This window comes from Mesorhizobium sp. M0598, from assembly GCF_040320865.1.
GTDB lineage: Bacteria > Pseudomonadota > Alphaproteobacteria > Rhizobiales > Rhizobiaceae > Mesorhizobium.
The window spans coordinates 1-12801 of record NZ_JAMYQL010000064.1; the positions used below are offsets into that span (position 1 = coordinate 1).

The 12801-nt window shown below is 60.4% G+C and carries 10 protein-coding genes and 1 pseudogene; 6 read left to right on the plus strand and 5 right to left on the minus strand.

What is annotated here, in order from left to right:
* The 3 genes from NKI59_RS33780 to NKI59_RS33790 form a co-directional block, all read left to right on the plus strand.
* Positions 1-802, plus strand: an 802-nt coding sequence (locus NKI59_RS33780; RefSeq protein ID WP_352708837.1) for a DMT family transporter, incomplete at its 5' end; no start/stop codon positions are given.
* 2 nt (positions 803-804) lie between these two features.
* A complete protein-coding gene (locus NKI59_RS33785; protein WP_352708838.1) occupies positions 805-1596 on the plus strand; it encodes an ATP12 family chaperone protein in 792 nt (263 codons plus the stop codon).
* A 188-nt stretch (positions 1597-1784) separates the two neighbouring features.
* Entirely contained in the window at positions 1785-3671 is a 1887-nt protein-coding gene (locus NKI59_RS33790; protein ID WP_352708841.1) for an MFS transporter, read from the plus strand.
* An 84-nt stretch (positions 3672-3755) separates the two neighbouring features.
* Here NKI59_RS33790 and NKI59_RS33795 read toward each other — a convergent pair whose 3' ends face one another.
* A complete protein-coding gene (locus tag NKI59_RS33795) occupies positions 3756-3950 on the minus strand; it encodes a DUF2735 domain-containing protein (RefSeq protein WP_352451032.1) in 195 nt (64 codons plus the stop codon).
* A 319-nt stretch (positions 3951-4269) separates the two neighbouring features.
* Between NKI59_RS33795 and NKI59_RS33800 the strand changes: the two genes are divergently transcribed.
* Positions 4270-5310 (plus strand): glutamine synthetase beta-grasp domain-containing protein, encoded by a 1041-nt coding sequence (locus tag NKI59_RS33800; RefSeq protein WP_352708843.1) that lies wholly within the window; start codon positions 4270-4272, stop codon positions 5308-5310.
* 120 nt (positions 5311-5430) lie between these two features.
* Here NKI59_RS33800 and glnA read toward each other — a convergent pair whose 3' ends face one another.
* Both glnA and NKI59_RS33810 read right to left on the minus strand, forming a co-directional pair.
* Positions 5431-6840, minus strand: a complete 1410-nt coding sequence (gene glnA, locus NKI59_RS33805; protein WP_352457514.1) for a type I glutamate--ammonia ligase — start codon at positions 6838-6840, stop codon at positions 5431-5433.
* A gap of 54 nt (positions 6841-6894) precedes the next feature.
* Positions 6895-7233 carry a P-II family nitrogen regulator gene (locus NKI59_RS33810; RefSeq protein WP_019857988.1) on the minus strand — a complete coding sequence of 113 codons (339 nt, stop codon included), beginning with the start codon at positions 7231-7233 and terminating at the stop codon, positions 6895-6897.
* A 357-nt stretch (positions 7234-7590) separates the two neighbouring features.
* Between NKI59_RS33810 and NKI59_RS33815 the strand changes: the two genes are divergently transcribed.
* Both NKI59_RS33815 and NKI59_RS33820 read left to right on the plus strand, forming a co-directional pair.
* Positions 7591-9129, plus strand: a complete 1539-nt coding sequence (locus NKI59_RS33815) for an NAD(P)H-hydrate dehydratase (RefSeq protein ID WP_352708844.1) — start codon at positions 7591-7593, stop codon at positions 9127-9129.
* Positions 9126-11132: a hypothetical protein gene (locus NKI59_RS33820; RefSeq protein ID WP_352708847.1), complete on the plus strand. Its 2007-nt coding sequence runs from the start codon at positions 9126-9128 to the stop codon at positions 11130-11132. Before NKI59_RS33815 ends, NKI59_RS33820 begins: the two co-directional genes overlap by 4 nt.
* Before the next feature lie 44 nt (positions 11133-11176).
* Here the strand turns inward: NKI59_RS33820 and NKI59_RS33825 are convergent, their stop codons facing one another.
* Positions 11177-12247 carry a M48 family metallopeptidase gene (locus NKI59_RS33825; RefSeq protein WP_352708849.1) on the minus strand — a complete coding sequence of 357 codons (1071 nt, stop codon included), beginning with the start codon at positions 12245-12247 and terminating at the stop codon, positions 11177-11179.
* A gap of 6 nt (positions 12248-12253) precedes the next feature.
* Positions 12254-12700: pseudogene (locus tag NKI59_RS33830) on the minus strand (carboxyl transferase domain-containing protein); the annotation flags it as partial.
* Between the last annotated feature and the right edge of the window lie 101 nt (positions 12701-12801).

A 12801-nucleotide genomic window follows, 5' to 3' on the forward strand; every position in this document is an offset into this window, starting at 1 on the left:
ACAGGGCTACGACCCTGTTTTCCTGTCCATCGCCCGCTCGGTGATCGGCGGCCTGTGTGTGTTTGGATGGGGCCGCTGGCGCGGCATTGCGCTGTTCACGCCCGACAAGACCCTCGTCGCCGGCATCCTGGCAGGCGCGCTTTTCGGTTTCGAGTTCCTGTTTCTCTATGTCGGGCTCGAGCACACCACCGTCGTGCGCAACACCTTGCTGGTCAACACCATGCCGTTCTGGATGCTGGTCGGCGGTCATTTCCTGCTGGGCGAAAGCATCACGGCACGCAAGCTGGTTGGTCTTCTGCTCGCTTTCGCCGGACTGATCGCGGTGTTTTCCGATAAACTGAGCGCCAATGGCGGCGCAACATTGGGCGGCGATTTGCTTAGTCTCGGTGCCGGCATTCTGTGGGCCGTGACCAATATCGTCATCAAGCGGTCGAAGCTGGTGACGGCCAGCGCCGAAAAGCTGCTGCTCTATCAGCTGGCCGGGGCCGCCGTCGTCGGCATTTTGGTGATGCCTTTTGCCGGGCCGCCCGTCCGCAACTTTACCGTCTTGCCAACCTTGGCTCTGCTGTTCCAGGCCGTCTACGTTGTCGCGTTCACCTATGTGCTGTGGTTCTGGCTGCTGCGGCGCTACCCTGCATCTGGACTGTCGAGCTTCACCTTCCTGTCGCCGGTGTTTGGTGTGCTGTGCGGCGCCGTGTTCTTGAACGAGCCGCTGACCGTTCGTATCTTCCTGGCACTCGGCCTCATCGCCGCCGGACTCATCATCGTCAACCGGCCGGCCCGAAAACAAAGTCCCGGATGAGCATGCGCGATATATTGAACGACCTCGAAGTTGGAAAGCAGCTCTCTGATCCGGACCCGGTGCGTCGCGCCCAGATCCAGATGAAGACGCCGCTGCCGAAGCGCTTCTACAATACCGTCGCGGTAGCACCGGTCGAAGACGGTTTTGCCGTCCATCTCGATGGCAAGCCCGTCCGCACGCCGGCCAAGGCGCTGCTGGCGCTGCCGACCGAAAAGGCGGCTGCTCTCGTCGCCGAGGAATTCGCCGCACAGGAGGAGACCATCTACCCGGTGACGATGCCGGTGATGCGTCTGGTCAATACGGCAATCGATGGCGTCGCCAGTGATCCCCAGGCCGTGCTGGAGGACATCCTGCGCTTTGCCTCGTCCGATCTGCTCTGCTACCGCGCCGATGCGCCCCAAGGACTCGTCGACCGGCAGAACGAGCATTGGGATTCGGTTATCGACTGGGTGCGCAGCGCGCTCGGCGCCCGGTTCCATCTTGCCGAAGGCGTGATCCATGTCGAACAGCCGCGCGAGAGTATCGCGCTGCTTGGCCAGCATCTTGCCCAACGTGCCGATCCGCTGCGCCTTGCCGCCATCCACGTCATGACGTCGCTGACCGGATCGGCGCTGCTGGCGCTGGCCGTCGACTTCGGCGAGCTCGACGGCGAGGCGGCCTGGGCTGCCGGTCATGTCGACGAGGACTGGCAGGCCGAGCAATGGGGCCATGATGCCGAGGCCGTCGCGCACCGCGCGGCCCGCAAGCGCGACATGATGGCGGCAGTCAGCCTGCTCGAAGCTCTCAAAGGCTGACCGCACCGTCGTTTCTACTTCGCACTGCACATTAGACCAAAGTCATAATCCCAAAGGCGGTCTGCCTCTGGGCACTGCTTTCTGTCATTTTTTGCACCGATGGCTGCACTGAGTCTGCGTTGCGAGGAAAACGAGGACGATGAAGTGCCGCATCGAGGACTGACAGAATCACACGGGAGGATACGCTCATGGCAATGGCATCGACCGCCGGCAAAACAAGCCGCGGCATGACGCGCGAGGAGAAGAAGGTCATCTTCGCTTCCTCGCTCGGCACCATTTTCGAATGGTACGATTTCTATCTCTACGGTGCATTGGCGGCCGCGATCGGCACCGCATTCTTCAACTCCTATCCGGAAACAACGAGAAATATCTTCGTGCTTCTGGCGTTTGCCGCAGGCTTCATCGTTCGCCCGCTTGGCGCCCTGGTGTTCGGCCGCATCGGCGATCTCGTCGGCCGCAAGTACACATTTCTTGTCACCATCATGATCATGGGTCTGTCGACCTTCCTCGTCGGCGTGCTTCCCGGCTCCGCCAGTTGGGGCATTGCCGCGCCGATCATGCTGATTGCGCTCCGTCTGCTGCAGGGTCTGGCGCTTGGCGGCGAATATGGCGGCGCCGCGACCTACGTCGCCGAGCACGCTCCAGATGACCGCCGTGGCTTCTACACCTCATGGATCCAGACCACCGCAACGCTCGGCCTGTTCCTGTCGCTGATCGTGATTCTGATTGTGCAGAATTCCCTCAGCAAGGAAGATTTCACAGCTTGGGGCTGGCGCATTCCGTTCCTGGTTTCCGCGGTCCTGCTCGCCATCTCGGTCTGGATTCGCCTGTCACTTGCCGAGTCTCCGACCTTCCAGCGTATGAAGGCCGAGGGCAAAGGCTCCAAGGCACCCCTGTCCGAAGCCTTCGGCCAGTGGAAAAACGCCAAGATCGCATTGCTGGCGCTGCTTGGCCTTACCGCTGGCCAGGCCGTGGTCTGGTACAACGGCCAGTTCTACGCGCTGTTCTTCCTGCAGAACGTGCTCAAGGTCGATCCGCAGTCGGTCAATATCATGATCGCAATCGCGCTGGCGCTTGGCACCATCTTCTTCGTCGTATTCGGCTGGCTCTCCGACAAGATCGGCCGCAAACCGATCATCATGGCGGGTTTGGCGCTGGCGATCGTCACCACCTTTCCACTGTTCAAGGCACTGACCCGCGCCGCTAATCCCACTCTAGCTACCGCGCAGGAAAATGTTCGAGCAACCGTCACCGCGGCACCGGGCGACTGCAGTTTCCAATTCAATCTGACCGGAACATGGAAATTCACCAGCTCGTGCGATGTTGCCACGGCATTCCTTGCGAAGAGTTCCGTGCCATACGATGTGGTCACGACAGCCGCGCCCGGAACTGCTGCAACGGTCAAGATCGGCAACGAAACGACTGAAGCCTATGACGCGGTCGCGGCTGGCGACCAGTTGAAGGCCAAGGAGACAGCCTTCGGCAAGGCAATCAATATCGCCTTACAGGATGGAGGTTATCCTCTAAAGCGTGCGGCATCGAAAGTGGCCGACCAGAAGCTCGACGCTTTTGTGGCTGCCAATCCCGAGCTTAAACTCGATGCCACCGCGATTCGTGCCGGCGAAAAAACAACCGTCCCGACAGACAAGGCAGTCGCGGACAAGATCCTGACCAAGGAAGAAGCGGCTGGCGCAACCGAGGTGACAGTCTACAACATTCCCGCGTCCGGCGCTTTTGCCATGTTCGCGGATCCGGCGCAGATCAACTGGCCGCTGACCATCGGCATCCTGTTCATCCTGGTTCTGTACGTGACCATGGTTTACGGGCCGATTGCTGCGATCCTGGTCGAGATGTTCCCGACCCGCATCCGCTACACCGGCATGTCGCTGCCTTATCATATTGGCAATGGCTGGTTTGGCGGTTTACTGCCGGTGACCGTCTTCGCGCTGAGCGCGGCTAAGGGCAACATCTATTACGGCCTCTGGTATCCGGTCGCTGTTGCAGCGATGTCGCTGATCATCGGCATGATCTTCGTCAGGGATACCCTTGGAACAGACCTGCACACTAAGCAGTAGCCGACCTGTCCCGGCTCAAGCAAAGCCCGGCGCGAGCGATCGCGCCGGGCTTTGCCAATTTATCAAATACGCGGACGGAGAAGCCTAGCTCTTCCGATCCTGGTTCGCTTCCTCGATCGCTGCTTCATGATACCAGGCACTTCCGAAATCCGTGCGGTTGCGCAACGAAGCAAGTTCTGCCGCGAACTTAGCCTTTCCGCTTAAATTTGAGGCAGAAGCGCGCGCTGCCACCGGGAACATCAGGATTTTGGCCGACTGACGAGTGGAAGTGATTTCCATTGTCGGTTTCCTTTCTTCGACAGAACCTTGCCGATTCAACCTTTCCCCAACATAGGTTCAGCAATCAAAATAGGCAACATGATTACAAAAAGATCAGTACTTGCACATTATTTGTGCAAAATATGCTTGTGGATGATCCGAGCGCAGCATGACGGCGGACCAGCGATTTTGGGCGGATACAACCTCACTTTTGCCGCATCCATCGCCGGCGAGAATGGCACACGAATTGCATTTTAGTAATCCGGCAGGTCGGCTGCTGGATAGGCCGGCTCGCCCCGGCGCCATCCAGGGTTCGGTGATCAAGCAACGAGAGGCTAGAATGACGAAATACAAGCTCGAGTACATTTGGCTCGATGGATACACCCCGGTTCCCAATCTTCGCGGAAAGACGCAGGTCAAGGACTATGCCGAGTTTCCGACGCTCGACCAGCTTCCGCTGTGGGGCTTCGACGGTTCTTCGACCATGCAGGCCGAGGGCCACAGCTCCGATTGCGTTTTGAAGCCGGTTGCCGTTTATCCGGATCCCGCCCGCACCAATGGCGCGCTCGTCATGTGCGAGGTCATGATGCCGGACGGCGTGACGCCGCATACGTCCAACAAGCGCGCCACCATTCTCGACGACGAGGGCGCCTGGTTCGGCTTCGAGCAGGAATATTTCTTCTACAAGGACGGCCGTCCGCTCGGCTTCCCCGAGAGTGGCTATCCGGCGCCGCAAGGCCCGTACTACACCGGCGTCGGCTACAGCAATGTCGGCTCCGTCGCCAGGCAGATCGTCGAGGAGCATCTCGACCTTTGCCTTGCCGCCGGCATCAATCACGAAGGCATCAACGCGGAGGTGGCCAAAGGCCAGTGGGAATTCCAGATCTTCGGCAAGGGCTCCAAGAAGGCCGCCGACCAGATGTGGATGGCGCGCTATTTGTTGCAGCGCCTGACCGAGAAGTACGGCATCGACATCGAATACCACTGCAAGCCGCTCGGCGACACCGACTGGAACGGCTCGGGAATGCATGCCAACTTCTCGACCGCTTATATGCGCGAAGTCGGCGGCAAGGGCTATTTCGAGGCGCTGATGGCAGCCTTCGACAAAAACCTGATGGATCACATCGCCGTCTACGGGCCGGACAACGACAAGCGTTTGACCGGCAAGCACGAGACTGCGCCGTGGAACAGGTTCAGCTACGGCATCGCCGACCGCGGCGCCTCGATCCGCGTGCCGCATTCCTTTATCAATAACGGCTACAAGGGCTATCTCGAGGATCGCCGCCCGAACTCGCAGGGTGACCCCTACCAGATCGCTTCGCAGATATTGAAGACGATCGCCTCCGTCCCGACCAGCGCCGAGGTTTCGGCCGCGGCTTGAGCAACGTTCACGGCGCGGGCCTCGGGTCCGCGCCGTAACAGTCTTTCCCATCGCATTACATCAAAAAACCCCGGCGTGATCTCCGCCGGGGTTTTTTCTGTTTGGCTGTAAGGATCCGGATCACACCGAATAATACATATCGTATTCGACCGGATGCGGCGTCATTTCGAAGCGCATCACCTCGGCCATCTTGAGCTCGATATAGCTGTCGATCTGGTCGTCGTCGAAGACGCCGCCGGCCTTCAGGAAGCCGCGGTCCTTGTCGAGGCTCTGCAGGGCTTCGCGCAGCGACCCGCAGACGGTCGGGATCTTCTTCAATTCCTTCGGCGGCAGGTCGTAGAGATCCTTGTCCATCGGCTGTCCCGGGTGGATCTTGTTCTTGATGCCGTCGAGGCCGGCCATCAACATGGCCGCAAAGGCGAGATAGGGGTTGGCACCAGGATCGGGGAAGCGGACCTCGACGCGCTTGGATTTCGGCGACGAGCCGAACGGAATGCGGCACGAGGCCGAGCGGTTGCGTGCCGAATAGGCGAGCAGCACCGGCGCTTCATAGCCCGGCACCAGGCGCTTGTAGGAGTTGGTCAGCGGGTTGGTGAAGGCGTTGATAGCCTTCGCATGCTTGATGATGCCACCGATGTAGAACAGGCAGCTCTCGGACAGGCCGGCATATTCGTTGCCGGCGAAAGTCGGCTTGCCTTCCTTCCAGATCGACTGGTGGACATGCATGCCCGAGCCATTGTCGCCGAACACCGGCTTCGGCATGAAAGTGGCCGTCTTCCCATAGGCGTTGGCGACCTGGTGCACGACATATTTGTAGATCAGCATCTTGTCGGCGTTGCGGACCAGCGTGTCGAATTTGATGCCGAGCTCGTGCTGTGCGGCGGCCACTTCGTGGTGGTGCTTTTCGACGCGCACGCCCATCTCGGCGAGCACGGTGAGCATTTCCGAGCGCATGTCCTGCGCCGAATCGACCGGCGGCACCGGGAAATAGCCGCCCTTGATGCGCGGCCGATGACCGAGGTTGCCGGTCTCGTAGTCGGTGTCGTCATTGGACGGCAGTTCGGTCGAATCCAGCCTGAAGCCGGTGTTGTAGGGATCGGCCTTGTACTTGACGTCGTCGAACACGAAGAACTCGGCTTCAGGACCGACGAAGATCTGGTCGCCGATGCCTTCGGCCTTCATGTAGGCCTCGGCCTTCTTGGCGGTACCGCGCGGGTCGCGGTTGTAGGATTCGCCCGAGATCGGATCGAGAATGTCGCACAGGATGACCATGGTCGACTGGGCGAAGAACGGGTCCATATGCACCGTATCGGAATCCGGCATCAGCACCATGTCGGACTCGTTGATCGCCTTCCAGCCGGCGATCGAGGAACCATCGAACATGACGCCATCGGCAAACATGTCTTCCTCGACCTCGACGACATCCATCGTAACGTGCTGCAGTTTGCCCTTCGGATCGGTGAAGCGCAGATCGACGAACTTAACGTCGTTGTCCTTGATCTGCTTCATGATGTCTTTGGCTGTCGTCATGTCCCTGCTTCCCTATGTGATGACGTTTTGAACATGGCCTTTTAACGGGAAAATTCAGACGGCGTCCATGCCGGTTTCGCCGGTGCGGATGCGCACCACTTCCTCGATGTTCGAGACGAAGATCTTGCCGTCGCCGATGCGGCCGGTCTGGGCCGCCTTGCGGATGGCTTCGATCGCGGCTTCGACCGCATCGTCGCCGAGCACGACTTCGATTTTCACCTTCGGCAGGAAGTCGACGACATATTCGGCGCCGCGATAAAGCTCGGTATGGCCCTTCTGGCGGCCAAACCCTTTGGCCTCGGTAACGGTGATGCCTTGCAGGCCGGCCTCCTGAAGCGCTTCCTTCACTTCGTCTAGCTTGAACGGCTTGATGATCGCTTCGATCTTTTTCATGTAAAAAGTGGCCTCCACTGCCAAAAAAGACGGGTTGTGAGCCCCGCTTGCGCCTCAATCAAGCACGAACTGTGCCAATTGATGGGGCGCCGAACGGCCTCACATGATTTGGATACCATGCCACGCGGGAATGTACATTCGCGTCATTCGCAGCGTTGGATGCGCCATGAATGCCGCGAGCCTACACACCGCCGGTCCTGCCGTCCGCACAAAAATTGGGCAGATCGGGTATTTCATGGGCAGCTGCGCGCCGTCGTCCCGAACGATGTACGCCGCCAAATTGCTTGGGGACCTTCGTAGTTTGCGTCGGATCAAAAACTGGACAATGCTTCGGCAGATGATGTGCATTTCGCCTGCATGAGCCACGAACTTCTTTCTCCGTCCGAAATGGCCGAGGCCGACCGGCTGGCGATTGCCGCTGGTCCATTCGACGGCATCGGCCTGATGCGCAATGCCGGCGCTGCGGTTGCTGCCGTGGTGCTCAAGCGCTACCCGAACGCAACGCGCGTCCATGTGCTTTGCGGCCCCGGCAACAATGGCGGCGACGGCTATGTCGTGGCGCGGTTGTTGGCAGAGGCCGGGATGAAGGTCGCCGTTTGGGCCGAAGGCAAGCAGAAAGCGGGGAGCGATGCGGCGTTGGCGGCCGAAGCTTGCGACCTGCCGGTGAACCATATTGCCCATTGTTATCCAGAAGCGGGTGAAGTGGTCGTGGACGCACTCTACGGTGCAGGTCTGTCGAAGGATATTTCCCTACATGCGTCAGCCCTCTCGGGCCGCAGCGCAGCGGAGAAAGTGCCAGTCGTCTCAATCGACCTGCCATCCGGCGTGTCGGGCGAGAGCGGATTGACCAATGCCTATTTCGACGCTGCGGTGACTGTGACCTTCGTGCGGAAAAAGCCAGGCCATCTACTGATGCCAGGACGCAGTATGTGCGGCGAAATCATTGTCGCTGATATCGGGATTCCGGATGGGATCGTCGACCAACTCAAGATCAAGACGTTCGAGAACACGCCGGACCTCTGGCTACGATGGGAGTTTCCGAGAACGTCTGCCGATACGCACAAATACAAACGCGGCCAAGTCGGCGTTTTTTCGGGCGGGCCGAATGCGACTGGTGCGGCAAGATTGTCAGCGATGGCCGCGGCCAGAAGCGGAGCAGGGGCAGTGACCGTGCTTTCGCCTAGCGATGCCATGCAGGTGAACGCCGCGCATCTGACCTCGATCATGCTGCGTGCGGTAGATACGGTGGCGGACGCAGGCGAGTTCATTAACGAAAGGCAGCATACTGCGTTCGTTCTCGGCCCCGGATTCGGAGTCGGCGAAAAAGCCCGCGACTTCGCCTTGCGGTTGCTCGAGCAGGACGAGGTCTATGATTTCAAACGCATGGGCCTGTTTGGAGGCATTGTGCTTGATGCCGATTGCCTGACTTCGTTTCGCGACGCTCCAGATGTTCTCTTTGAAGCAGCACATCGAACCTTCGCACCAAGTCTGGTGCTGACGCCGCATGAAGGCGAATTCGCCAGGCTTTTTCCCGACATTGCCAAATCGAAGAAGCAGTCAAAGCTCGCCAAGGCCCGCGCCGCCGCAGCGCGTGCCAATGCAGTCATTGTCTACAAGGGCGCCGACTCGGTGATCGCGGCGCCGGACGGCCGGGCGGCGATCAACGCCAACGGCGCGCCCTGGCTGGCAACAGCCGGGTCAGGCGATGTTCTGGCGGGCATCGTTGCCGCGCTGCTGGCGCAGGGGATGCGGGCTTTCCAGGCCGCCTGCGCCGCGGTCTGGATCCATGCCGAGGCCAGCAGGCGCTTCGGTCCAGGGTTGATCGCTGAGGATTTGCCGCTGGCTCTGGTGCCGGTGTTGCGCGAATTAGTCGAGAGCCAACCGGACCTTCTATGAGACGCCTTGTTCTCCTTCTCACCACGCTCGTCATGGCCGCATTGGTTGCACAGTCGGCGAATGCCGCTGAGCAGCCAGTGACCATCGTCGACGATCCCTCGGTTCTCGCCACCCTCGACGCCAAGGGTTTTGGCTTGGCCGGCATTTTCAGCGTCGATGGCATGGGCGATTTGAAGACGCTTTACGACAAGGCGCCGGCCTATCACGCGATCGTCGAAACGATTGCAAGCGACGTTGCGGCATTGCGGGCCGAGATGAAGGCCGGCGGTCGGCCGCTCTACGAGGTGACCGACGGCAATGTTGGCCGTGTCATGGACATGCGCTGGCTGAGGACCGATGCCGCGCGCTTCCGCCTCGTCGGCATCGTCAACCGGCTCGACCGGCGCGACTTCGCCGCGCTGCAAGGCGATACGAGTTGCGGCGAAGTGCGCTTCATCTATCGCCTCGCCTACAGCTTCAAGAAGAACGGCAAGGTTTTGGCCTCGCGCCTGCCGTTCAATTTCAGTGCCGTCTACAATGCCGCGCCGGATGCCGACGGCAGTTGTGTCGGCGTCGCCGGACGCTGGGCACCACAACTCGACGAGAGCGTCGATGCCGGCTGGCTGACGGGTGGGCCACTGGAAAGGGCGGCGCTCACCTTCAAGCAGCTCGAGCTCAATGCCCAAGTGGTGCGCTTCCCCTCCGGCCAGGAGACCGAATTCGGCGGGCAGGCTGCCTATCTCATGCGAATTTTCGGCATCGACGGAGCGGCTGTCAGCGAAAAGCCGCTGGAAAACACGCCCGACACGGCACGTCTCGCCGAAGACGTCGCGCTGAAAGCAAGACTTGCGGACTATATCCGCACCAGTGTCGCGGCGGTCGATCTCGGCGTCTACCAAATCCCCGATGAATTCTTGGCAAGGAAGGTCATTTCGTGGTCGACCTTCGGCAGTGCAAGGCAGGCCAACCACCCGTTCACGCCACTGTTCCAGCCCGCGGATTTCGCTGGTGTCGATTTCTCCGCGCTGAAGCTGGTGCGCACGCCGGAGGCATTGGTCGAGCGGCTGGACAACGGCGCCTGCCAGGGCTGCCATCAGGCGGGCTCGACCGCCGGCTTCCATTTCATCGGCCTCGACGACAAGACGACCTCGCCGCTCAACCGCATCGAGGTCGGCATCTCGCCGCATCTCCACGCCGACATCCCGCGCCGCGTCGCCTGGCTGCACGCGACTGCCGACGGCAAGGAACCGAACCGCTTCCGCCCGCTGTCCTTCGCGCCGCCGGCGACATGGAACGATGCCGGCGAAATTGCCTATTCGCCGGCCGAAATGGCGATGCCGTGCTTCATGCCGGAAGATGCGGCCCGCTTCGGCGCGACATGGCAGTGCGGCGGCGGCACGGTCTGCACGCAGCTGGCGACCGCGTCCGGCGTACGCACCAAGCTGGCGCAATGCCTGTTGCCCAAGGACAGCGAAGACATGTTTTCCGGCCACCCCTGTTTAACGGGATCCATCGCCAGCAACCCGGCACAGCCTTTCAATGACCACTATACCATCACCAGTCAGTTCGCCGCGTTCGCACCAAGCATTTCGCGCGCCGCCTACACCTGCCGACCGCCGCAGATCGGCGTGCCGGCGGGTATCGCCTATCGCAGCTGTGACGACCGGGATCGCAGCTTTGCCGCCTTCAAGACGGGCAAGCCGATGCCCAACGAGATTTGCGGGCTGGTCGGCGGCAAGAAATTCGACACCTGCGTGGCGACCAATAATTTCGACCAGTGCCTGGGCGGCGCCGTCAATCGCGGCAATCGTCCTGCCTGCTCGGCCGACCATTTCTGCCGCGAGGATTACATGTGTCAGTCGCTGCCGCCCGACATTCCCGGTATCGGCAAAGTGAAGGGCATCGGCTTCTGCTCGCCGACTTATTTTATCTTCCAGATGCGCATCGACAATCACGCCACGCCATGGTCGGGCGCTGTCCGCGCGACGAGGGGGGCCGGGTTCGGAGCGGCGGAAGCGGAATAGCCTGCGCCGACTGGGCATTAGCCGCTATAGTTTCAGGTGGATAGCTATCGATCGAGATAGTCGGCGATCTTCGATGTCCATTCGCCGTCGAAATGGCGGACATGTTCGGCGACGATCTCATCGCTCAGCAGGCTCGACAAGGCGGAAACCAGAACTGGTTCTATCTCTGGAGCCGAGCTAAATCCAAGAGCAGTCAAACGTTCGGACCAGGGCGGATGATCCGCGCTTTCGTTATCTGGCGCGTCCCAGGCCTTTTGCGCATATTCTTGCAGGATGGGAAGCCTCGACAGGTGACTGGCGGCCGCCAGAACTCTTTCAAGTGGTGGACGAGGCGGTACCATGGTGCCAAGCAGTTCACGTTTAAGCGGAATATACACTTGGTCATCGAAGAACGCACTGGCAGCACCGATCAGCAGCATGGCGCGCGCCGTTTCATATGCATCGCCGGACATCGCTGCATGACGATCCGCGTCAATTTCCGCCCGCCGCGACAACCGTATTTCTTCGCGCTCCAGCGTGCGCGACAGCGGGCCAAGCATCCAGTAGAACAGGCTGCCTGAAACGGTTTTTCCCGGTGGGGCGAAGTCGAAGATTAGATCGAAGCTCTTTTCGAATTCGGCCAGGTTGAGCCCGCCATTTGTATCTTTATTTTTCAGATGGGCGTCCTCATGGGCCAAGATCGCCGCAAACCCCTTTTGGTCGGTCGCTGCGAGCAGCGGCAGGCCCACGGTGAGAATTGCCCTGCGACCAAGCAGGCCCAGAAACGGCCGCTCTTCACCGATGCTAGCGTTGAGATCGTCGCTCAGGATGATGCTCGTGCGGCTGGCGCGGTGTTTGCCGGCAATACTCTCCCAGACAGCCCACAATTTCGGGGCTGATTCCCGAGTAATCCCGTCCACCTTGCTGGGTCGAAAACCGGCGAACAATGTCCCGATCAACAGAACGATGGCCAGCATCGCGGCCGGGATCGCAACAACGCCAGCCGCGATGACAGCGAGCGGATAGCAATCGAGGAACCAGAACCACAGGAGTATTGGGCAAAACAGCGGCAGGGCGAAGAGCAGGATGGCAAACCTGCCGAAACGCGCTCCTACATAGAGGACCAGGCGCGACATCAACCCTCACAGCGGAATGTTGTCGTGCTTCTTCCAGGGGTTTTGCATATCCTTGTTGCGCAGCATCCTGAGCGCGCGGGCGATGCGGCGGCGGGTCGAATGCGGCATGATCACCTCGTCGACATAGCCACGCTCGGCGGCAACGAAGGGGGACAGGAAGCGATCCTCGTAAGCTTTTGTGTGCGCTGCAATTTTCTCCGCGTCGCCGATATCCTTGCGATAGATGATCTCGACTGCGCCCCTGGCGCCCATCACCGCAATCTGCGCCGTTGGCCACGCATAGTTCATGTCACCGCGCAAATGCTTTGACGCCATGACGTCATAGGCACCGCCATAGGCCTTTCTGGTGATGATGGTGATCTTTGGCACGGTCGCTTCGGCATAGGCGAACAGAAGCTTGGCGCCGTGCTTGATCAACCCGCCATATTCCTGCGCGGTGCCGGGCGCCAAGCCCCGCCCCCAGGCAGCAGGGTCACGGACGGGGCCACGGCAAAGGCGCCACACACACACAACACACCCCCGTCGGCCGGGCTGCACAAAAAAAAACACCGCCC